At 54.8% G+C, this 23,516-nt stretch carries 16 protein-coding genes; 2 read left to right on the top strand and 14 right to left on the bottom strand.

The window, feature by feature from the left end; all coding sequences use genetic code 11:
* Positions 1-71: 71 nt before the first annotated feature.
* The 9 genes from oppF to WH50_RS09460 form a co-directional block, all read right to left on the bottom strand.
* On the bottom strand, positions 72-1,055 hold the full coding sequence (oppF, locus tag WH50_RS09505) for a murein tripeptide/oligopeptide ABC transporter ATP binding protein OppF (RefSeq protein WP_110187089.1): 984 nt from the start codon (positions 1,053-1,055) through the stop codon (positions 72-74).
* Positions 1,055-2,026: an oligopeptide ABC transporter ATP-binding protein OppD gene (oppD, locus tag WH50_RS09500; RefSeq protein WP_110187088.1), complete on the bottom strand. Its 972-nt coding sequence runs from the start codon at positions 2,024-2,026 to the stop codon at positions 1,055-1,057. The genes oppF and oppD overlap by 1 nt, the downstream gene beginning before the upstream one ends.
* Before the next feature lie 10 nt (positions 2,027-2,036).
* On the bottom strand, positions 2,037-2,960 hold the full coding sequence (gene oppC, locus WH50_RS09495) for an oligopeptide ABC transporter permease OppC (protein WP_110187087.1): 924 nt from the start codon (positions 2,958-2,960) through the stop codon (positions 2,037-2,039).
* An 8-nt stretch (positions 2,961-2,968) separates the two neighbouring features.
* Entirely contained in the window at positions 2,969-3,889 is a 921-nt protein-coding gene (gene oppB, locus WH50_RS09490) for an oligopeptide ABC transporter permease OppB (RefSeq protein ID WP_110187086.1), read from the bottom strand.
* A 166-nt stretch (positions 3,890-4,055) separates the two neighbouring features.
* Positions 4,056-5,687: an ABC transporter substrate-binding protein gene (locus WH50_RS09485; RefSeq protein WP_110187085.1), complete on the bottom strand. Its 1,632-nt coding sequence runs from the start codon at positions 5,685-5,687 to the stop codon at positions 4,056-4,058.
* Positions 5,688-6,543: 856 nt separating this feature from the next.
* Positions 6,544-8,487: a HAMP domain-containing methyl-accepting chemotaxis protein gene (locus WH50_RS09480; RefSeq protein ID WP_165838370.1), complete on the bottom strand. Its 1,944-nt coding sequence runs from the start codon at positions 8,485-8,487 to the stop codon at positions 6,544-6,546.
* Positions 8,488-8,915: 428 nt separating this feature from the next.
* Positions 8,916-11,891: an EAL domain-containing protein gene (locus tag WH50_RS09475; protein WP_165838369.1), complete on the bottom strand. Its 2,976-nt coding sequence runs from the start codon at positions 11,889-11,891 to the stop codon at positions 8,916-8,918.
* A gap of 368 nt (positions 11,892-12,259) precedes the next feature.
* The gene (locus WH50_RS09470; RefSeq protein WP_110187082.1) at positions 12,260-13,210 is read right to left on the bottom strand and encodes an AEC family transporter; all 951 of its coding nucleotides are present in this window, start codon (positions 13,208-13,210) and stop codon (positions 12,260-12,262) included.
* Between the two features lie 257 nt (positions 13,211-13,467).
* On the bottom strand, positions 13,468-14,067 hold the full coding sequence (locus tag WH50_RS09460; protein ID WP_104153915.1) for an FMN-dependent NADH-azoreductase: 600 nt from the start codon (positions 14,065-14,067) through the stop codon (positions 13,468-13,470).
* A gap of 240 nt (positions 14,068-14,307) precedes the next feature.
* Here WH50_RS09460 and WH50_RS09455 point away from each other — a divergent pair, with 240 nt between their 5' ends.
* Positions 14,308-15,141 carry an alpha/beta fold hydrolase gene (locus WH50_RS09455; RefSeq protein ID WP_165838368.1) on the top strand — a complete coding sequence of 278 codons (834 nt, stop codon included), beginning with the start codon at positions 14,308-14,310 and terminating at the stop codon, positions 15,139-15,141.
* Positions 15,142-15,242: 101 nt separating this feature from the next.
* Here WH50_RS09455 and WH50_RS09450 read toward each other — a convergent pair whose 3' ends face one another.
* The 5 genes from WH50_RS09450 to WH50_RS09430 form a co-directional block, all read right to left on the bottom strand.
* Positions 15,243-16,220, bottom strand: coding sequence for a peptide ABC transporter ATP-binding protein (locus tag WH50_RS09450; protein ID WP_104153913.1), 978 nt, complete (start codon positions 16,218-16,220; stop codon positions 15,243-15,245).
* Positions 16,217-17,206, bottom strand: a complete 990-nt coding sequence (dppD, locus tag WH50_RS09445; RefSeq protein WP_110187079.1) for a dipeptide ABC transporter ATP-binding protein — start codon at positions 17,204-17,206, stop codon at positions 16,217-16,219. Before dppD ends, WH50_RS09450 begins: the two co-directional genes overlap by 4 nt.
* Positions 17,207-17,215: 9 nt before the next feature.
* Positions 17,216-18,121: a dipeptide ABC transporter permease DppC gene (dppC, locus tag WH50_RS09440; RefSeq protein WP_104153911.1), complete on the bottom strand. Its 906-nt coding sequence runs from the start codon at positions 18,119-18,121 to the stop codon at positions 17,216-17,218.
* 15 nt (positions 18,122-18,136) lie between these two features.
* Complete coding sequence (locus WH50_RS09435) at positions 18,137-19,147, bottom strand: ABC transporter permease subunit (RefSeq protein WP_110187078.1); 1,011 nt, start codon at positions 19,145-19,147, stop codon at positions 18,137-18,139.
* A gap of 152 nt (positions 19,148-19,299) precedes the next feature.
* On the bottom strand, positions 19,300-20,889 hold the full coding sequence (locus WH50_RS09430) for an ABC transporter substrate-binding protein (protein ID WP_110187077.1): 1,590 nt from the start codon (positions 20,887-20,889) through the stop codon (positions 19,300-19,302).
* Between the two features lie 240 nt (positions 20,890-21,129).
* On the opposite strand from WH50_RS09430, the gene rmuC reads away from it, so the two are divergent.
* Entirely contained in the window at positions 21,130-22,803 is a 1,674-nt protein-coding gene (gene rmuC, locus WH50_RS09420) for a DNA recombination protein RmuC (protein ID WP_110187076.1), read from the top strand.
* Positions 22,804-23,516 lie beyond the last annotated feature (713 nt).

Below are 23,516 nucleotides of genomic sequence, written 5' to 3'. Positions count from 1 at the left end.
ACAGAACCTGCAAGACCTGCAAGGTGCGGCCATTATATATAGCCGCATCATATAAACCATTAGTCCCAATATCATGCTACCCGAGGACAGGCGACAGCATGCCGTGGCTCACCCTGCAAGGTCGGGCGTTGTTCTGCACAGCTGGCCACCGCAATCGGGCAGCGGGTACGGAACACGCAGCCTGAAGGCGGATTGATCGGCGATGGCAGATCGCCTTCCAGTAGCTGGATGGTCTTGTTGCGCTCGATATCCGGATCGGGAATTGGCACCGCTGACATCAGGGCTTTGGTGTATGGGTGTTTGGGATCGGCATAGAGAGCCTTGCCCTGACCCAGTTCCACCTGATTGCCCAGATACATCACCATGACGCGGTCGCTGATGTGCTTCACCACCGACAGGTCGTGGGCGATAAAGATCAGCGACAGCCCCATTTCCTTCTGCAGCGACTTCAGCAGGTTGACCACCTGTGCCTGAATGGACACGTCCAGAGCCGATACCGGCTCGTCACAGATGACCAGTTTGGGTTCAAGGATCAGTGCACGGGCAATACCGATACGCTGGCACTGGCCACCGGAGAACTCGTGGGGATAGCGGTTGATGACGTTAGGCAGCAAACCTACCTTCATCATCATGGTCTTCACCTTGTCAGTCACTTCCTGCTTGTTGAGCCTGGGATAGAAAGTACGCAGCGGCTCAGCAATGATGTCGCCGATGGTCATGCGCGGATTCAACGAGGCCAGCGGATCCTGGAATATCATCTGGATATCCTTGCGGATTTCACGCCAGCCGTGATGATCCAGCTCCAGCAGTTCCTGTCCCTGCCATTTGATGCTGCCTGCACGGGACTTCACCAGACCGATCAGCGCCCGGGCAAAGGTTGATTTGCCACAGCCTGACTCCCCAACCACGCCGAGTGTTTCGCCGGGATAGAGATCCAGACTGACACCGTCCACCGCTTTCAGGGCGAGTGAGGGAGCCCATGGCCACAGGCTGCTGGTTTTGATATCGAAGTGCACCTTCAGATCGCGCACTTGCAGAATGGGTTGAGTGCTCATCAGGCTTGCTCCTCGGCCAGCCAGTGGCAGGCACGCTGACGCTGGTCGCTGGTGGTAATAAGTTCCGGTTCCGAGTAACGGCAGATATCACTGACGTGCTGACAGCGGTCCTGGAACGGACAGCCCTGCGGCAGTTTAAGCAGGTTGGGCGGATTACCCGGAATGGTTGGCAGTGCCGCCATATCATCGGAGTCCAGACGCGGAATGGCCGACAGTAACCCCTGGGTATAGGGATGACTTGGACGATAGAAAATATCGCGCGCACTGCCGTATTCCATGGTGCGCCCGGCGTACATCACCAGTACCTTGTCACAGATCCCGGCCACGACGCCCAGATCGTGAGTGATCATGATGATGGCGGTGTTGAAGTCGCGTTGCAGCTCAGACAGCAGCGTCATGATCTGCGCCTGCACGGTCACGTCCAGCGCGGTCGTGGGCTCATCGGCAATCAACAGCTGTGGACGGCATAGCAGCGCCATGGCAATCATCACGCGCTGACGCATCCCGCCGGAGAACTCGTGCGGGAACATCTTCATGCGCTTGCGCGCTTCAGGCATCTTCACCGCGTCCAGCATGCGCACTGATTCTTCAAAGGCGTCCGCTTTGGTCATGCCTTTGTGCAGCATCAGCACTTCCATCAACTGCTCACCGACCCGCATGTAGGGGTTGAGGGAGGTCATGGGGTCCTGAAAGATCATGGCGATCTTTTCCGAGCGGATCCTGTTCAGTTCTTTCTCGCTCAGGCCAACGATGGACTTGCCATCAAACGTAGCTTCGCCGCTGACCTTGCCGTTTTTGGCCAGCAGGCCCATCAGCGCAAAGGCGGTCTGACTTTTTCCCGAGCCGGATTCGCCGACGATACCGAGGGTCTGACCCGCCTCCAGAGAAAAGTTCAGCTTGTTGACGGCAGTGACGGTGCCATCAGGCGTAGAGAAGTGAACTTCCAGATTCTTGATAGATAACAAACTCATCGCAGGCTCCTTACCGGTCTTTCGGGTCAAGGGCATCACGCAGACCATCGCCCACGAAGTTGAAGCAGAACAGGGTGGTTACCAGGAAACCTGCCGGGAACAGCAGTTGCCAGGGGGCCACCTCCATGGTTTTGGAGCCTTCATTGAGCAATGCACCCCAGCTAGTCATGGGCTCCTGCACGCCCAGACCCAGATAACTGAGGAATGATTCGAACAGAATCATGCTCGGCACCAGCAGTGTGGCGTAGACCACCACAATGCCGAGGACGTTGGGCACGATATGACGGGTAATGATGGCCCAGGTGCTGACGCCACAGACGTGCGCCGCTTCAATGAACTCCTTGCTCTTCAGGCTGAGAGTCTGACCGCGCACGATACGGGCCATATCCAGCCAGGACACCGCGCCGATAGCAATAAAGATCAGCATGATGTTCCGACCGAAGAAGGTCACCAGCAGGATGACGAAGAACATGAACGGGAAGGAGTTCAGAATTTCCAGTGTGCGCATCATGAAGGAATCGGTACGACCGCCGATGAAGCCTGCCATGGCGCCGTACAGGGTGCCGATTACAATGGCGACCAGTGCGCCCAGCACGCCGACCATCAGGGAAATCTGACCACCCACCAGAGTGCGCACGAACAGATCACGGCCAAGACTGTCAGTACCGAAAAAGTGGCCGCTGGCAGTATCCGGGGCGATCTGCATGGCGTTCCAGTCGATATCGTCGTAGGTGAAGTCGCCAAGCTGGCTGCCGAACAGGCATAGCAGGATGATGACGGACAGGGTGATCAGACTGATCATCGCTGCTTTGTTGTGCATGAAGCGACGACGGGCATCCTGCCACAGACTGCGCCCTTCCACTTCGGCAGGGGCTTCCTGCAGTTGGGTAGCAAAGCGTGAAACGGCTTCGCTGTTGGGTTTGTTAGTAATCATAGGCTGACTCAGTAACGAATTTTGGGATCGATATAGGCGTACATGATGTCGACGATGGCGTTGAACATGATGGTCAGCGCGCCGATCAGGACAGTAATGCCCAGTACCATGGAGTAGTCACGGTTGAGTGAGCCGTTGACGAACAGCTGGCCAATGCCAGGCAAGCCAAAAATGGTTTCGATCACCACAGAGCCCGTGATGATGCCGACAAACGCCGGGCCAAGATAAGAGATAACGGGCAGCAGGGCAGGTTTCAGCGCATGGCGCCAGATGATGTAGCCTGCGGGCAACCCTTTGGCGCGCGCTGTACGGATAAAGTTGGAGTGCATGATTTCAATCATGCTGCCACGCATGATGCGGGCGATGGACGAGATGTAGTGGGCCGCCATGGCCAGTACGGGCAGCAGCATGTACATCCACTCACCCCCATTCCAGCCGCCTGCGGGTAACCAGCGCAGATGGACGGCAAAGATTAGTACCAGCAACGGTGCCAGTACAAAACTGGGGATTACCACACCCGTCATGGCCAGTGACATCACGCCATAGTCGACCCAGGTGTTCTGTTTGAGCGCGGCAACCACGCCGAACAACACGCCCAGCACCACCGCAGTAAGAAACGCCCACAAACCGATCTCGGCCGATACCGGAAAACTCTGGCCGACCAGCTCATTGACGGAAAAATCCTTGTATTTGAATGAAGGGCCAAGATCGCCCTGTAACAGCCCACCCAGATAGTGGAAAAACTGGACATAGAGAGGCTGGTCAAGCCCGTACTTGGCCTCAATGTTGGCGAGAATCTCCGGCGGCAGCGAGCGCTCACCGGTAAAGGGGCTGCCGGGGGCTGCATGCATCAGCACGAAGGACACCAGAATCAGCACCAGCAGGGTAGGGATGGCTTCAATTAAGCGCTTGAATACAAATTTTAGCATTGGCAAATACCTGACCTTGCAGCGAGGCCGTCGTCCCTGAGGCACCTCCCTTGTGACTGGGGAGAGGTGACGGATTTATCCAGTCCCGCTACACAAAATAGAACATCACAAAAGCAAATACCGGCGGGCTCGTGAGAGCCGCCGGTATGCCTTCAGGTGTCAGCCCTTAGTGTTTAACTACGTACATGTCCTTGAAGTAGAAAATATCTTCAGGGTTGGCTGCGGGATAGCCGCCAATGTAAGGTTTGACCAGACGGGTAGTTGAGTACTGATAGATGGGCGCAACAGGCATGTCTCTGTCCAGCAGCTTGGCAGCCTGGTTGTACATCTCGTTACGCTTGGTCTCATCGACAACGCTCTTGGAGTCAGCCATCAGCATGTCGTACTCAGGATTGGAGTAACGCGCATAGTTGTTGCCGTTGGCAGTAGTCAGCAGATCCAGCATGGTGGAGGCTTCGTTGTAGTCGCCTACCCAACCGGCACGCGCCACCTGGAAGTCACCTGCACGCTCGGTGGCCAGGTAGGTTTTCCATTCCTGGTTAACCAGGCTGACATTCACACCCAGAGACTGTTTCCACATGGCAGCCACGGCGATGGCAATCTTCTTGTGGTTGTCGCTGGTGTTGTACAACAGTTCAAAGCTCAGCGGATGATCAGGGCCATAGCCCGCTTCTTTCATCAGTTTCTTGGCTTCTTCAACGCGCTCTTTCTGAGTCAGCTTGGCCCAGGCAGGAACGACAGGGGTGAAGCCGGCAGTAATATCGGGAACAAAGGCATAGGCAGGGATTTCACCCTGGCCGGTGATCTTGTCGGTAATGACATTACGGTCGATAGCAAAGCTCAGCGCCTTGCGGATACGAGCGTCATCGAAGGGAGCCTTCTTGTTGTTGAAGCTGTAGTAGTAGGTACCGACCTGACCTGTAGTGTGGATCTGCTCAGGAATATCTTTCTTCAGCTGACGGAAGTGCTCGATAGCAATTGGGGTGCTGCCGTTGGTGATGTCGATTTCACCCGCTTTGTAACGTGACAGCTCAGAGTTTTCTGACTCGATGGGCAGCACGGTGATCTGGTTGACCACGGTGTCTTTGTCATCCCAGTAGTTGGGGTTGCGCTTCAGCACGATGCGCTCGTTGACCACCCAGTCGGTCAGGGTGTAAGCACCGTTACCCACGAAGTGGTCAGGGCTGGTCCATTTCTCGCCCCACTGGTCAATGACTTTCTTGTTGGCAGGCACCATGGTGGTGTGGCCAAGCATACGGATGAAGTAAGGGATAGGTTTATCCAGTACGACCTGCAGGGTGTGGTCATCCAGCGCTTTTACGCCGAGCTGATCAGGTGACTTCTTGCCGTTGATGATGTCGCTGGCATTGGCCATGGTGGTCATTTCGATATACCAGGAGTAGGGCGACGCGGTTTTAGGGTCTACCGCACGCTGCCAGGCAAATACGAAGTCGCCAGCGGTGACGGGATCGCCATTGGACCACTTGGCGTCATCACGCAGGTGGAAAGTGAACACGGTGTTGTTGTCGTTAACGTCCCAAGAGGTTGCTACGCCGGGGAGGATGTTGCCCTTGTCGTCCTGAATCACCAGACCTTCGAACAGGTTGCGTGCAATCCTGGACTCGGGGGTGCCTTCCATCTTCTGAGGATCAAGGGTGGCAGGTTCAGCGCCATTGTTGAAGACGATTTCCTGCTTGGCAGCCAGTTCGGTACCTGCAGGTACCTTCGCAGCCATCACGGGAGCCGCTACACCGGCTGCGAGAAGGATGGCCAATGCCAGGCTGGTTTTCTTATGCATACATAATCTCCGGTTAATTACTCAGGACATGGGGTCGCCATGTCGATCAAGCAGAGGTGGGCGGTTAGTTATTGAGTGCCGGTCACTCTGCTCACGAGTGTTTAATATTTTTTGACAACTGGCCTCTCAGGACTTGCGAGCTAACCAAGTTGCTCGGCCAAGCAAAAGATCAGGAAAGGCAAAAGCATATTATATGCCAGCTATATATCATGGTCTGTATGTGCTTTTTTTATAGTTTATAAAGTAATGTGCTAGATGAATCCGCGGGAAGGATAACGATATGTAACCTGCAGTGTTGAATATATAACGAGTGGTTTGGTTTTTTATTCATCACTTCGTGGTGTTTAGTGGCTATATTTCAGCTAATTCGTTGATTATATTTTACGAAAGTGACCTTGTAGTTAATCAGAATCCCACTTCAGTCTGATCGGTAGCAGGCTGTCTGCCAGTACTTAGAGTCTTGATTCGGTTACGAAATAGCGAACGTGAATCACAAAAATTGCACATTTTGGGTATCGGGGCGTGCCAGAAACTTCTCTGAAGTGTGTGAAAAAATAAATTTTAAGTCGCTTATGGATGAGTGAAAGGTAGGCGGCGGCTGATCTGGCTTTCTGTTAAATCAATTTGTGCTCTAGTTTGGTGCGCTTGTGGAAATGTGCTTGTTACGTTTTCGTCGTTTTTACAGGGGGGAGTGCTACTAAAGGTGACAGTTCTCATTTGAAATGCTGCCAAATTATTGTTGAGCAATGATGAGAGTTGGTTGGTGACGGTTGTCAAGATGGTGTGCCGCGTCTCCCCGTAGTTCTGATGAACGAAGCGGCCCTGGCATAGCCAAGGCCGTGCTGCTTGACGATTATCAGCTGTAACGGAACTGACCTACCTCGGTATTAACGGAGCTGGCCTGCTCCATCACGGCCTGACTGGCCTGGGCCACCAAATGGGCATCGCTGTTACTCTGTTCTGCTAACTCGGCCAGAGTATGGATACTGCCGGTTATCTCCTGTGCCACGGCGGCCTGCTCTTCGGCGGCACTGGCAATCAGCGTGTTCATTTCCGCCATACGGGCCATGTTATGACTGATGACCTCCAGCTGCTGGACGGCCTTATCTGCACCACTCATGGTGTGCTCCAGCCGGGTCAGGCTCTGTTCCATCACCTGACTGGTTGCATCTGAGCCCTGCTGCAGATTGGCAATCATCTGCTGAATCTCATTGGTTGAGATTTGTGTGCGCTGTGCCAGTGCACGCACTTCATCTGCGACCACAGCAAAGCCACGCCCCTGTTCGCCAGCGCGAGCGGCCTCGATCGCTGCATTGAGTGCGAGCAGATTGGTCTGCTCCGAAATGGTGCGAATGACATCCACAATTGAGCCTATGCCCTGGCTTTGTCGCTTGAGGTCTTCCACTGATGTTGCTGTCGAACGGATGTCGCCGCTGAGGTGCTGCAAAGCTTGCTGCATGTGGCGAATATCGGTGCTGCCCTGCGTAGCAGCACGATCCGCTTCCACCGACAGCTGGCTGGCCTGTTCGGCATGACGGGCTACACCATGAACAGTCTGGGCCATTTCCTCGATGGCAGTGGCCACCTGCTCGGTTTCCTGTTGCTGTTGCTGAATCTGCTGGTGAGATCCCTGAGCTGTTGACGCCAGCTGGGAGGACGCGCCTCCCATCGAATGGGCTATTTGAGCCAGCCGGCTGATGCTGATCTGCAGTTTGTCGACAAACTGATTGAAGGCACTGGCCAGACGGGTAAGCTCATCCTTACCAGCGACGGGAAGGCGTTTACGCAGGTCACCTTCGCCCCGGGCGATGTCTTCCAACATGGCGGAGGTCGCATTAAGTGGCGTGACAATGGAGCGGGCGATACCCTGACTCAGCAATACGCCAACGACAACCAGCAATACCACCAGAATCAGAGTGGTGGTGCGGGTATTGTCGATGACAGTGGTGGTTTGCTGTTGTTGCTCCTGTTTCAGACGGAGCAGATCATCCTGCAGTGCACTGGCGGCGTCGTGCAGTATGTTGCCAGCCGCATCACGTTTGCCATAGGCCTCTGCCAGTTGCTCGAACGTCTGAATATAGGTTTTGCTGTTCTGGTTGATGGTCCGGGCGATCTTGCGACTCTCCTCATCACTCAGCTCCAGTGCCAGTTTTGCTGAGGTCTCATCAAGCAGCGCGCCGCTGCTGCTGACTACGGTTTTAGCCTCATCGCCCTGGCCCAGCAGAAAGTTCTTTTCGCCAATACGTGCCTGGTAGATCAGTTGAATCAGGTTATTGGTTTCATCCATTTGCCCCAGAATCTTTTGCATAGCAGAAGCGTCGCTGTTCTCCGACTGCATATCCTGATACTGCATTTCCAGTTCAACGATCAGATCCAGCCCAGCCTCTCTTACCTTCTCGGCGGCCGTCAGCATGGTCTGCTGCGTCTGTTCCAGCGATTGCATTGCCGTGGTAATGCTGTCCAGCGCCTGACTGTACTGATCGACCTGCTCAGTCAGTTGTTGCAGCCGCCCATTCTGGCTGTTGTCCACCGCAACGCTGCGTGACAGTTCCTGACGCAGGGCATCAATCTGGCTCGTAATGCCTTGCTTGCCTTCATCATCAGGCTGCTTCAGATAGGTGCGTTCACTGGTACGGATGGCCTGCATATCAGAATTGATCTGATCAAACTGCAGGTTCTGGTTGAGGTTGGTGTCGATCAGTTGCAGGTTCCAGGTGCTCAGTCCACCAAGAATCAGGGTGGCGACGATAAGGGTGCTGAACCCCAGCCACAAACGCCCCTGAATGGAAAATAGCCGCATGCATGCTCTCCGGTCTGGCATGAGTCATAAGTTCATCACGCCTCCGGGTGCTGGCGAGGCACAGGTTGGTTGGATGATGAACGGGTAGTTAGGTATGAATGTTCAAGCAGGGCAGATACCAAGAATGTACTCACGATCTGCTGTGCGTCGGCCAAACTGCGTTGAAAAGCTCTTCGGAATGCATGTTTAGGCTCGCTACCATTTATCAGGGATAAAAGGTGCTTCCTCAGCGCTCTTCGCCTTGTTTTGCTCTGGCTCGCGAGATCGTGAACACATTCTAAGCCAGCATCGTGATGATTTTGCGTCAGCAACAGTCAGCACTGCACCGTAATAGTGCGCCGTGCCATCTCACATAGCTGATTCAATATCACTGTTTTGCCTCAGCGAATGCTGAGAAGGCTGGCCAAGCGTGCCCAGAGGTATGAAACTCAACCGAGTGTATCAGATTCAGGCAGGGGCGCTTGCAGAAACCGTGCCTGAAGCTGGTCTGCCGGCATGGGGTGTGCCAGCAGATAACCCTGTACCAGATGGCAACCGTAGTCTTTGAGAATCTCAAGGGTGCGTTCATCTTCACACCCTTCCGCCAGAACCCGGATATCAAGCGCATTGGCCATAGATAACATGGCCATCACCAGCGCATCAGCTTCCGGCGTTTTACCCAGTTCCTGCACGAAGCTCTGATCGATTTTGAGGAGGTCAGCCCTGATCTTCTTGATATACGAGAGCGAGGAATAGCCCTTGCCGAAGTCATCAATAGCCAGACGGATGCCCTGATCGACGAGGGAGTTGAGCTGGGCTTTGAGGGTGGGGTTGTCATCGATGAAGATGCTTTCGGTCACTTCAATGGTGACCAGTTCTCTGGCGATGGCGTAATGCTCCAGCAACTTGATCAGGCGGCTGTAATAGCCGGCATCACCTAGTTCGTATACGGAGGCGTTGATAGACAGTACACCGGGCTCGAAACCCTGATCCAGCCAGTGGTGTAGTTGCTGCAGGCTGGTTTCCTGCACGTAGTGGCCAAGGGACTGAATCAGTCCGGCACTTTCGGCAATGGGAATGAAATCCGCGGGAGAGATGAATCCTGCTTCGGGGTGGTTCCAGCGAATCAGCACCTCCAGACCATAGAGCTGCAGGGTGTCGAGTCTGAATTGCGGCTGATAGACCAGATGCAGCTGGCGCTGTTCGAGTGCACGGCGCAGCTCGGTTTCTATCCAGAAACGGTATTCGGTCTGACGCCCCATTTCACTGGTAAAGAAGGTGAAGGTGTTTTTACCCGACGCCTTCGATTCATACAGGGCGGTATCTGCACTTTTCAGCAGATCCTGAACCTGAGTGCCGTCTTCCGGATAGATGCTGACACCAATACTGGTGGTCAGTGACAGAGGGCCGGTCGACAGGACCACTGGCGTAGTCAATGCTTCGCGCAGGCGGCGGATCAGTGGCAACAGATGATCCGTCTGGAAGACCTGGGGAACTACCACCACAAACTCATCGCCGCCGATACGACACAGCGTCTCGTTGGCGCGCAGGGTGTCGGCCAGCCGGGTGGAAATCTGCATCAGCACTTCGTCGCCGACATTGTGCCCCAGACTGTCGTTAATGGCCTTGAAGTTATCGAGATCCATCAGGATAAAGGCCAGATGATGTTGATTACGGCTGGCAGATTGTAACGCCTGTTCGGCGCGCTGCTGGAACGTGTAGCGGTTGGCCAGCCCTGTCAGCGGATCCCGGTGTGCGAGGTAATCCAGGCGCTGGGCATTGAGAATCTGGTCTGTTTCATCGAAAAAGACCCCCTCAATCCAGCCCACGCCGGTTTCGTTGTCAATCATGCCCTGCCCCTGATTGAGCACCCAGCGCACATTGCCATCGAGGTCGGTGACCCGGTGACTGAAGGAGAAGGACTCATTGGTATCGGCAGCGTGACACAGGGTATCGCGCACCAGAATCCAGTCAGCAGGGTGGATGATGCTTTTCAGGTTGGGTTGTTTGACCGGGGATGACTTGGGCAAGGTTTCGCTGCCGATGATGTGCTTGAGGCCGGCGGAAACAAAGCTGACCTCCAGATCCTGATTGGCCTGCACACGAAATACGGCTCCGGGGATATTGGCCACCAGCACTTCCATGCTGCGTTCGCTGCGTTGAAGTTGCTTTTGAATGGTATGGGTGGCGGTGACATCCAGCAGAATACCGACGGCGCGGCTACCCGGAGCCTGTTGTTCATCCTGCTCATCCAGCCGACCGCGCAACAGCAGGGTTTTTTCCGGCACATCGTTGGTGATCACCAGACATTCGCAGATGTGTTTGCTGTTGGGAATCTTGATGGAAAAGAAGCGACGCAGGTGGGCATGATCCGCATCCCTGATACCTTCGAGTACTTCATCCAGCTGCAGTCGCAGGGCAATGGTTTTGAGCGACAGGGTATCGGCCAGCGTGCCATTGATTTCCAGCAGTTCTGTGCGGTAGTCGTAAACCCAGATACCGACATTACTGAAGTTGGTGATCCATTGCTGGGTCTTGGCGAAGCGCGCCAGATGTTTTTCTACCTGAATGCGGGTCTGATATTCACGGTCCAGCGAGCTGCGCACCCTGGCAATCTGATAGCGCAGGAGCCCCACCCACAGCAGCATCAGCAGTATGGCAATCAGAATGGCGGCCAGTACTGCCAGAATGCTCTGGAAGTTTTCCTCATAGAAATCCCGGAACCACCTGTTATACAGGTTATCGAACTCTCCGGAGGCCTTGACCTTATCGAGGCCGTTGTTGATGGCATTGAGCAGTTCGGTATTCCCTTTCGCCACGGCAAAGACATAGGGATGAGAACTGATTTCACTGCCGGTCAGTACGACGTTACTGAAATCTCCCTTGTGGATCATGTAGCCAGCGGTCTGGAAGGTGACATAGCCGTAGGCATAGCGGTTTTCATTCACCATGCGCAGTACGTCCCACTCTGAGGGAGCCTTGATCAATTGCGCATGAGGAAGATTTTGTAACAGGCTACTTTCACCGTAAGAGCTTGCCTGCACCACGACTTCGCGATCACCGAGGGACGATGGACCCTGCATCGAAGGGGAGTTGACGTTGCGAACCAGAATATAGGAGGTAATGGCGATCGGGTCTGATAACAGATATTTATCGCGGCGTTCAGGAGAGGCATAGATCGCGATGATTTGTGCATCGCCGCGATTGAATTCATCGAGGACCTGATGCCACTGGCCCAGTCTGCTTCTTATATTGAGCTTACTTTCTCTGGCAATGGCCTGCAGCAGATCAATGTTGAAGCCAGTGGGCTTGCCATCCTGAGTCAGGTATTCGTAAGGAGGGAAGCGGGCATCGCCAACAGCAAGGAGCTCCTGATCAGACGCTGCCGATGCAGTCTGGGCGCACTGCCATAGCCATAGCAGCATCAACAACCATAACCTTCCATATCTGCCTGACTTCATACTGACCATCTACAAGCCTCTACCGGGGTCTGGTCGCGGCGCTAGCGAGCGTATGCTCATCCATCAACGAGAAAGTTTATCGGCCAGGCGCTTACGCCCTGCCAATTAGCATAGGAGATGAGCGGCTGGATTTCGACCTGAGCCATACCATCTCACAGGCGCCACGGGAGAGGTGGCGCGGTAGCAGAGAAAGGCAGTGAGTGAACAGGATTTTGTTACTCAGAGAAGTATAGATGCGATTTTTACAGAGTCATGTTTGTGTAAAGTGAAGTTTGCAGATAACAGCGATTCAGGACCGTTCTTTTGAGCACATTCCCGCTGGGACTCGGACGCTAGTGCGCCCGAAGCGCAGGTAAATACGGCAGTATCAGCATCCAGCCACTCAGTGTCAGCAGTGAGACAAGAGTACTGATAACGATCACTGACGAGACCACACTGACCTGACGCTCATACTTCAGAGCAAACACGCTGACCATGGCTGCAGCCGGTAACGCGTTCGCCAGTACCACACCTTCCATCCAGATACGGGGCAAAGGCCAGAACAGTGACGCCAGTAATAGTGCGAGCAGGGGATGCACCAGCAGTTTGATACTGCTGATCAGCAGGATGGGCTTGAGCTGACCGCGCACACTTTGGCCATACAAACTGAGCCCCATGGTGAACAGAGCGACCGGAGCGGTGGCTTGTGCCAGCAGCGTCATCAAACCTGACAGGGCTTCTGGCTTGGGCAGGCCACAGGCCGACCAGAGCATGCCCAGCAGAGGGGGCATGAACAGCGGGTTCTTCACAAACAGTCGAACGAGCAGCGTTCTGATCCGGGTAGGCTCAGGCTGGGTAAGGTGATCCAGCAACGCCATTCCCAGACCCATAAAAAGAATATTGAACGTCAGTGATGAGATGATGACAGGCAGGGTGCCGTGGCTGCCATATAACAGGGTAAACAGCGGTACGCCCATATAAATAGTATTGGGATTGAGCCCGCTCAGGCTGAGCAGCATTCGATCAGCAGGATGCTGAATGTTCCAGAAGCGCTTTGCCAGCCACCAGACCAGAGCGCCGCTGAGTAACGATGCGACCAGCGTAATGGCAATAAAGCGGAGGTTGAGAATTTCTGTCAGGGCGACTGAAGCGGTTGACCAGAAGAACAGGGGAGGCAGGCAGATATTCAGGATAAAGGGGTTGAAGACCTGTATGGACTGGCTGTCGAACAGCCTGATATGGCGAGTGAACAGGCCAAGGCCGATCAGGACGAAAATGGGAATAAGGGTGTTGACCAGAACCATGGCTCACTCTCTTGCGGGCGTCTGCTGCGTTGCGGCAGTCTAGCAGAGATGCTCTGCGCGCTGGAGCGGCTATCGGTAGCTCAACGGAGTGTTGTCTCGGAGCCAAACAACAACAGGAGCACGAGGCTCCTGTTGTTTACACACACTGTTGGCTTGCAGCTTGCAGCTTGCAGCTTGCAGCTTGCAGCTTGCAGCTTGCAGCTTGCAGCTTGCAGCTTGCAGCTTGCAGCTTGCAGCTTGCAGCTTGCAGCTTGCAGTTAGGCCAGTTCGCTGATCGCGGTGTCAGCCGCTGACAGCGCTTTGCTCTTGGACTCGTCGCCCATGGCCAGACCTTCAGCGTAGACGAACTCTACGTCGGTCATGCCCAGGAAGCCCAGCGTGGTTTTCAGGTAAGGAGTCTGGCTGTCAGCCGGAGTGCCCTGATACATGCCACCACGCGCGGCCAGTACATACACTTTCTTGCCAGTGATCAGGCCAACCGGGCCGGTCTCAGTGTATTTGAATGTCACGCCAGCGCGGGCAATGCGGTCAACCCAGGCTTTGAACTGGGAAGAAATACCGAAGTTGTACAGTGGCATACCGATAACGATGACGTCGCTGTCCTGTACTTCTTTGATCAGGTTGTCTGACAGTGCAGCCACTTCCTGCTGCTCTGCAGTACGCTGGTCAGCGGGAGTCATCCACGCACCCATTTCAGCCAGTGTCAGGTGAGGCAGGGCTTCAGAAACCAGATCACGCTTGGTGACGCTGGAGCCAGCATTCTGTGCCTGATACTTTTGCAGGAACAGGTTGACCAGCTGAGTGGAGTTGCCGTTGTCGCCCATCAGGCTGTTATAGAGTGCAAGTACTTTAGCCATTGTGAAGCTCCTTGATGTCCTGTTGCGGATTCAGTGGTTGCGATAGGTGCCATTGTGCACAGGCTGTTTGAACATGAATATCAAAAATAGTTGGCGAACCTGTTCAGAAAATCTGATTGAGTTGTCATCAGATGGTCAACGAGCTTCATGGCTGAGTCATTCTGCCGGGCTAATCTGTTCGGCAGGATGTCGTTTGGCGGGTATTAACGATGCGGAAAGAACTGGCAAAGGAGAATGATGATGCAGACCCTCATACTGCCTGATGGAGAACCGATTGATGTGTTGGTGCAGGGGCAAGGCAGGCCACTGGTGCTATTACATGGCTGGACCTCCGGCCCGCATATCTGGATGCCCTTTATTGATGATCTGGCTGCTGAGCATCAGGTTATTGCGTGGCGCGCCCGCGGACACCGCCCGGCACCCTTGCAGACAGCCACGGCGATGAGCCTGGATCAGCTGGTGGATGATCTGCATTTCATGCTTGAACACTTTCAGATTCGTCATCCTGTCATCGTTGGTCACTCCATGGGTGCGATGCTGCTGTGGCACTACATCCGCCGTTTTGGCAGCGATCATTTGCGTGGTGTGGTGTTTATTGATCAGTCACCCTGCTTGCTGAAAAAAGGGGACTGGCCATTTGCCATCTATGGTCACTTCGATGAGACACAGAATCAGGCGCTGCAGGCCGAGATGCGGCAGAATTTCGCTGAGGCTGCACTTAATCTGGCAGCGAGGGGACTGAACCCAGGTATTACCGCTGCGATTGAACAGGATCATCCGCTGATTCAGCAGCTGCGCAGCTATCTGGGCACACTCCATGCCCCGGCTCTGATTCAGCTATGGCAGGACATGACCCGGCAGGACTGGCGTGATGTACCCCCAACCATCAGCGTGCCAGTGGCGCTGCTGTACGGAGGGAAAAGCCAGTTTTATCCCGTTGGGGTGGTGCAATATCTTTGCGAGCAGATGCCGCAAGCCCAGGCAACCGTTTTCGCCGAGGCGGACCATTCACCGCAGTTATCGGCGCCCGATGAATTTCGTGCTGCGCTGCTCAGTGCCCTTCGTGCAATGTAAACCAACGAATTTTTTGATGAGTAACTGAGTCAAAACACAAAAGCCGGGAGGATTCCCGGCTTTTGCATTCGACTGGTCGAGCCTTTGGCCCTGGCAAGCTGTTAGAGTCGGCCTTCTTCCACGCCATGGCATGCAATCAGACGACCTTGCAGGCTTTGCAGCGGCGGTACTTCGCTCTTGCAACGATCCTGCACGAACTGGCAGCGGCCATGGAAAGGACAGCCAGCGGGCGGATTCAGCGGTGAAGGCAGCTCGCCCAGCAGTTTCACCTTCTCAATACGCTTGCTCGGGTCCAGCCGTGGGGTAGATGACAGCAGGGCGCGGGTATAAGGATGACGCGGATCATCAAAGATCGTCGCTGTCGGCCCTTTTTCCACGACCTTGCCCAGATACATCACCATGACTTCATCAGCAATATGCTCCACCACTGACAGGTCGTGGGAGATGAAGATATAGCTGAGGCCCAGTTCATCCTGCAGATCCATCATCAGGTTCAGTACCTGAGCCTGAACTGATACGTCCAGTGCCGACACGGGCTCGTCAGCCACCACTACACTGGGGTTGAGCATCAGGCCGCGGGCAATGGCGATACGCTGGCGCTGGCCACCGGAGAACATGTGCGGATAACGCTGATAATGCTCTTCCTTCAGACCCACCTTGCGCATGATGGCCAGCGCTTTTTCCTTGCGTTCAGCCTTGGTCAGCGAGGTGTTTATCACCAGCGGTTCTTCCAGAATGGCACCAATTTTCTGGCGCGGGTTCAGCGAGCCATAAGGGTTCTGGAAAATGATCTGGATTTTCTGCCGCAGTTGCGCCAGCTCCTGTTTGCTGGCACCGCTGACATCCTTGCCGTCCAGCATCAGCTGACCTGCAGTGGGCTGCTCGATAAGCGTCAGCAGCTTGGCCAGTGTCGATTTGCCACAGCCTGATTCGCCGACCACAGCCAGCGTCTTGCCCCGCTCGACACGGAAGGAAACGCCGTCCAGTGCCTTGACCGTGGCGTGAGGTTTAAACGGGCCCTGACGTACGTCGTAATGACGTTTCAGATCACGGGCTTCCAACAGGATCGGTTCGCTCATACTGCCGGGCTCCCCTCATCATTCAGCGGATAAAAACATTTCACCATGCGTGCGCTGTTGCCCGGATAGGGCTGCAGGCCTGGCTCTTCCTTGCGGCAGCGGTCAGTGGCATAGGGGCAGCGCGGGTTGAGCAGACAGCCCTGCGGGCGGTCATGCTTGCCGGGCACCACGCCGGGCAACGCCTGCAACCGCGCGTGCCCTGCAGAGTGTTCTGGCAGAGAGCGCAGCAACGCCTGGGTGTAGGGATGGCGTGGGGTGACGAACAGCTGATCGGCAGGGGCCATTTCGACGATCTGACCGGCATACATCACGACAATACGGTGGGCGACTTCAGCCACCAGTGCCAGATCGTGAGTAATCAGGATCAGACCCATGCCCCGGGCTTTTTGCAGATTCACCAGCAGATCAATGATCTGTGCCTGAATGGTGACATCCAGCGCGGTGGTTGGTTCATCAGCAATCAGCAGCCGTGGATTACAGGCGATGGCCATGGCAATCATCATGCGCTGGCTCATACCGCCAGACAGCTGGTGGGGGTAGTTGTCAAAACGGCTTTCCGGTGCAGGAATACCGACCTGCTTGAGCAGCTCAATAGCACGAGCTTTCAGCTCTTTCTTGCTGCCGCCACCGTGCACTTTCAGGGCTTCGACTATCTGATAGCCGACGGTGAAGCAGGGGTTCAGGCTGGTCATCGGGTCCTGAAAGATCATGGCGATATCATCACCGGTGATCTTGCGGCGGGCGTTGGCTGACAGGCTGAGCAGGTCACTGCCATCGAATGTCAGCTCATCAGCCTTGACCTTACCCGGGTAGTCGATAAGACCCATGACCGACAGGGAGCTGACGCTCTTGCCTGAGCCTGATTCACCGACGATGCCGAGCACTTCGCCCTCATCCACGGTGTAACTGATACGGTCAACGGCGCGGAAAGGGTTATCACCCTCACCGAAGGTGACCGTGAGGTTCTTGATGCTAAGTAATGCCACGGTGCCTCCTTAGTGCTTCAGCTTGGGATCAAGGGCATCACGGAGACCGTCGCCCATCAGGTTGAATGCCAGTACGGTCAGCAGGATCATCAGGCCGGGGAAGGTCACAACCCACCAGGCACGTTGAACGAATTGCAGCGCGTCAGCCAGCATGGAACCCCACTCCGGAGTAGGAGGCTGGGCACCCAGACCCAGGAAGCCAAGGGCCGCCATGTCCAGTACTGCACTGGAGAAGCCCAGTGTTGCCTGTACGATGAGCGGTGGTAAGCAGTTGGGAAGCAAAGTGATGAACATCAGGCGCAGCGGGCCTGCACCCACCACACGGGCAGAGGTCACGTAGTCCCGGCTGATTTCCGCCAGGGCCGCTGCGCGAGTCAGACGCACGTAGTGCGGCAGTGACACGATGGCAATCGCCAGTGAGGAGTTGAGCAGGCTTGGGCCAAGAATGGCGACGATGGCGATGGCCAGCAGCAGGCTCGGCAGAGCCAGCATGATATCGACCAGACGCATGATGGCCACTTCCACAACACCGCGGAAATAGGCGGCCAGCAGGCCCAGCACGATGCCGACCGACAGCGACAGTACGACCACTGAACAGCCGATCATCAATGACAGGCGCGCGCCATAAATCAGGCGGGTAAGAATATCGCGGCCGACATCATCGGTGCCAAGGATGAACTCCCAGCTGCCGCCTTCCTGCCAGACGGGCGGTTGCAGCAGGGCATTGCGGAACTGTTCAAACGGCGAATGCGGGGCGACCAGCTCTGCCAGGCAGGCGACCACCATAATGGCGACAATAAACCACAGACCGACCAGGGCACCCTTGTTGGTCCGGAAATAGCTCCAGAACTCACGCAGGGGTGAGGGTGGCTGATTGGCCTGAACAGTGTTTCTAGTCAGGGTGGATTCACTCATCAGCTGTACCCTTCGTTACTTGTTATGGCGGATGCGCGGGTTGACCACGCCATACAGAATGTCCACCAGCAGATTCACCAGAATGATCAGGGTGGCAACGATAAGAATGCCGCCCTGAACTACGGGATAGTCGCGGCGGTGGATTGCTTCGATCAGCCATTTGCCGACGCCGGGCCAGGCGAAGATGGTTTCCGTCAGGATCGCGCCTGCCAGCAGGGTGCCGACCTGCAAGCCGATAACGGTGATAACGGGGATCAGGGCATTACGCAGCGCGTGGATAAAGATGACGCGCTTGGGGGCCAGCCCCTTGGCGCGGGCAGTGCGAATGTAGTCTTCTCCCAGTACTTCCAGCATGGAGGAGCGGGTCATACGGGCGATGACGGCCAGCGGAATGGTACCGAGCACGATGCTGGGCAATATCAGGTGGCTGAGGGTGGAGATGAACGCACCCTTGTCGTCCGACAGCAGGGAGTCGATCAGCATAAAACCGGTGACATCATCGACCCAGTAGGTCACATCAATCCTGCCGGAAACAGGCGTCCAGCCGAGGTTGACCGAGAACACCAGCATCAATAACAGTGCCCACCAGAAAATGGGCATTGAATATCCGGTGAGGGAAATCGTCATTACAGAATGGTCGAAGACCGAGCCGCGTTTGACTGCAGCCAGAATGCCGGCAGGCAAACCAATGATGATGGCAAACAGCGTGGCGCAGAGTGACAGTTCAACAGTGGCGGGGAACAGGGTCAAAAACTCATGCAGCACCGGTTCACGGGTACTGATCGAGGTGCCCAGATTGCCTCGCAGGACATCGGCAATGTAATGCATGTATTGCACCAGAATGGGCTGGTCCAGGCCCATTTGCGCCATCAGCATGGCGTGGCGGGCAGGGTCAACACCACGCTCACCGGCAAGCAGTTCGATCGGATCACCCGGAATCAGGCGGATCAGAAAAAAGGTCAGGAGGGTAATCCCGATAAAGGTCGGCACTACTAGAAGCAGACGCCTGAATATGAATTGCAGCATAGTTACATCCGACGATTGCAGAAGAGCCTGCTCTCCATCACTGCGGTAGCAGCAACATCAGGCAGGCTTTTCCTGTACTAACCTGTTGGCGGATCCCAGATAAAAAAAGGCATGGCTTGCACAAGCCATGCCTTCCTTTGCCTGGTGGTGGATTACTCTACGCTGACGCCGTAGAAGATGTGTCCGCCAAACGGGTCGATTTTGTAGTCTTTAACTTCCTTACGGACAGGTTCAAAGACTACGGAGTGCGCGATAGTTGCCCAGGGCGCTTCACGTTTGAACACTACCTGAGCCTGTTTGTACAGTTCAGTACGCTTGGCCTGATCAGAGACCTGTTTGGCCTGGTTGATCAGATCGTCAAACTCCTGATTACACCACTGAGAACGGTTAGAGCCGCCGACAGCGGCACAACCCAGCAGTACGCTCAGGAAGTTATCGGGGTCACCATTGTCACCGGTCCAGCCCAGCATGAACGCATCCTGCTCACCTTCTTTGGTGCGCTTCAGATACTCACCCCACTCGTAGCTGACAATCTTGGCTTTGACACCAATCTTGGCCCAGTCGGCCTGAATCATCTCAGCCATGCGACGGGCATTGGGGTTGTAGGGGCGTTGTACTGGCATAGCCCAGATGGTGGTCTCGAAGCCGTCAGGATAGCCCGCTTCGGCCAGCATTTTCTTGGCCAGTTCGGGATCATACGGATCGTCAACGGTATCTTCGTTGTAAGACCAGATGGTGGGGGGCAGCGGGTTCTTGGCTACCTGACCAGCACCCTGATATACCGCTTCCAGAATGGCTGACTTGTTGATCGCCGCATTTAGCGCCTTACGCACTTCAGTCTTGGCCATGGGGCCTTTCTTGGTGTTGTAACCCAGATAACCCACGTTCAGACCGGCCTGAGTCATCAGGTTGATGTTGGCGTCTTTCTTCATTTCCGCCAGATCAGCCGGGTTGGGATAAGGCATGACCTGACACTCACCCGCTTTCAGCTTGGCGTAACGCACAGAGGCATCGGGGGTGATGGAGAAGATCAGCTTGTCGATCTTGGGCGCGCCCTGCCAGTAGTCCTTGTTGCCTACGTAGCGAATGACGGAGTCTTTCTGATACTGAACAAACTGGAAGGGGCCAGTACCGATAGGATCCATATCGATCTTCTCGGGAGTGCCCGCTTTCATCATGTTGTCGGCGTATTCCTTGGACATGATGGAGGCGAAGTCCATGGCGATGTCAGCCAGGAAGGGGGCTTCCGGATGAGTCAGGGTGAACTTGACGGTATAGTCATCCACCTTCTCGATGCTCTTCAGCAGGTTACCCATGTCCATGGCATCGAAGTATTCGTAAGTGCCGTTGGAAACGCTGTGGAACGGATCATCTTTCTTCCACTGACGGTTGAAAGAGAACAATACGTCGTCGGCGTTGAAGTCACGGGTTGGCTTGAACAGCTTGGAAGTATGGAATTTCACACCCTTGCGCAGATGGAAGGTATAGACCGTGCCATCTTCGGAGATGTCCCAGCTTTCAGCGAGGCCTGGAACGATAGTGGTAGTACCGCGCTCGAACTCGACCAGTTTGTCGAAGATGTTCTTGGAAGTGGCGTCGAAGGTAGTACCAGAGGTGTAGAACTGCGGGTTGAAGCCTTCTGGGCTTCCTTCCGAGCAATAGACCAGGGTTGAAGCCTGAGCTGCCGTGGCCATGGCGGCGGCCAGAGCGGTGGCGGCGAAAACGGCTAAACCTCGCTTCATTGTAATACTCCTTAGCTAAACAGGATCTCTGTCAGTAGTGTTTAAGGATGTTGGTTTTTATCAGGCATGCCGAAGGTATGCGTTGTTTTTATTTGACTTTCGCGTTTGAGATCACGAGCAAGTTGAGGATACTAGACACAGTGATCTGCTTTTGTAAACACTTAAGCGAAAAGGATTCACATACATTGAAAAAAACAGGTCGCACCCAGAAACAAGTGCAGTTAAGGGTTTAGATGCAAAATGCCTATCTTGCAAGGTAGTTTTCCAGTCGGTTTGATTCTGCTGGGGTTGGGTATTTTTCTTGCCGGCTGGCTGGTGGCCAGCGCCATTGCCCGCCGTCAGTTTGTGCTGCAGCGCAATGCGTGGGAGCAGCAATGGCAAACGGCTTCTGAGCGTTTTCAGGAGGATCAGCTCCGTTCCCAGCAACAGCTGAGCGAATTCAGAGAAGAGCGCCAGGCGTTGCAACTTTCGCTGGAGCGGCACAGGCAGGAGCTGCGCGACAAGGGGGAGCGGATCATTGCCCTACAGAGTGATCGCCAGCGGTTGGGTGATCGACTTGACGAGCTGCGAGAGCGCTTTGACGATGCCGAGGTGCAACTGCGTGAGGTGCAGGAGGAAAAGCATCGTGCTGACACTGAACTTGCTCAGTCGCGCGAACGGCTGCTGCATTTCCAGCAGACCCAGCAGGAACTGACGGAGCTACGTCAGCATCACGAGCAGCGGCTGCAGCAGCTGACCGATGCGGAAGCAACCATTCGTGAACTGAATACCCGCATGATCGCAGAGCAGCGACAGCACGAGGAAAAGCTGGCACTGCTACAGCGTGCTGAAGAACAGCTCAAACAGCAGTTTGAGAATCTCGCACAGCGTATCTTCCACTCCAGTGCCGAGCGATTTACACAACAGAATAAATCCCAGCTGGATGGATTGATTGCCCCTCTGAAGGAGCAGTTGGGAGAGTTCAAGCGTCAGGTGCAGGATACCTATGAAAAAGAGGCGTTCGAGCGACGCACCCTGCGCCATGAAATAGGTACGCTGAAAGAGTTGAATCAGCGTATGAGTGAAGAAGCGCTGAACCTGACGCGGGCTTTGAAGGGTGATAAAAAGCTGCAGGGCAACTGGGGGGAGATGATTCTGTCCCGGGTGCTATCGGAGTCCGGGTTACGAGAGGGGCATGAATATCACACGCAGGTCGCGCTGAAGAGTGTCGATGGTAAAGGTTATCAGCCTGACGTGATCGTCCATCTGCCAGACGAGAAAGACATCATTATCGATGCCAAGGTGTCTCTGGTTGATTACGAAACCTACCACAGCAGTGAGGACGAGCTGATTCGGCAGGAGGCGCTGAGGCGGCACTGTCAGGCGCTGCGCAATCATATCAGAGGCCTGGGAGCCAAGGATTATCAGAACCTCAAGGGTATTCGCACGCTGGACTACGTGCTGATGTTCATTCCCATTGAAGCGGCCTTTCTCACTGCCATTGAGCATGATCCCGAGCTGTTCCAGTTCGGGCTGGAGAACAACATTCTATTGGTCAGTCCAACTAACCTGCTGGTGGTGCTGAGAACCATCAATCACATCTGGCAATACGAGAAGCAGAACCGCAACGCACAGATTATTGCCGCACAAGCCGCTGATCTGTATGACAAGTTGCGTGGTTTTGCAGAAGACATGTTGCGTCTGGGACAAGAGCTTAACCAGAGTCAGGCGGCATATCAGAAAGCCATGAACAAGTTTTCCGAAGGGCGGGGCAATCTGGTCAGCCGGGCGCAGCGTTTCGTTGAGCTGGGTGCCAAGCCCAGCAAACTGATGCCGGTGGAGCTACTTGATATGGCGGAGATGCAGTTTGATGACGATGCTGAGGTGACGCCCACGGGCATCACTGAGCAGGATGCGGGCTCTGACCTGAACTGAGAGGTGTTAGGTGCTGTCTGTCAGCAGGCAGCATAAGCATGCTGACCGCTTATTCTGTTTCTTCTTTATATACCGTCATGCCTCGCGCTTTATAGTTGGCGAGGGTTGTCGGGTGATTTGACCAACCAGTTACCTGTTGAGAATGCCGATCCGGTACGGTAGGTACAGCCAGCTTTTATAACAGCCTTTGTACAGGTGGGTAAGCAAGTGACATCTGTTACACAGGCCTCGCCTGGCTCTTTGATCATGAACTGCAGCACACAATGTCAGGCGAGCATATTTTTGGCTGTTCGTTTGCAGGTCTCTCCCGTCTTGTCTGGTTCATCATGATGGTGTGATAGCCGCACAGACATCCACCCTCGAGCCAGGTGCAGTAGCTGCAGTGCTGGAAGAGTTTGGCCAAGCTGAGGCACTGGCTTTCCCTGAATATCTTGTTGCTCCTTCACGGGTTCGAGCGCTGCGCGTAGTCGGTGCGCCCGACCTGATGATCCTCGTCGTGTTAGCGCTGCTGTAGATGTGATCCCTATAAATGTTATGAGTGGACACTCCACGACGTTGGGCAATATCAGCCACACGTCTGCCTCTCTCAGTACCTTGCTTGACCGTCTTGATCCTTATTTCTTAGCAGGCTGTTGAAAAACGTTATCGAGGCAGCCGAGACAAGGAAAAAACAAGCGAAAAAGCAGAGTTTAGTGAACTAAATGAGCATTTTG

It is taken from the genome of Pokkaliibacter plantistimulans, from assembly GCF_003194385.1.
GTDB lineage: Bacteria > Pseudomonadota > Gammaproteobacteria > Pseudomonadales > Balneatricaceae > Pokkaliibacter > Pokkaliibacter plantistimulans.
This window is presented reverse-complemented; position numbering and strand designations above follow the sequence as displayed.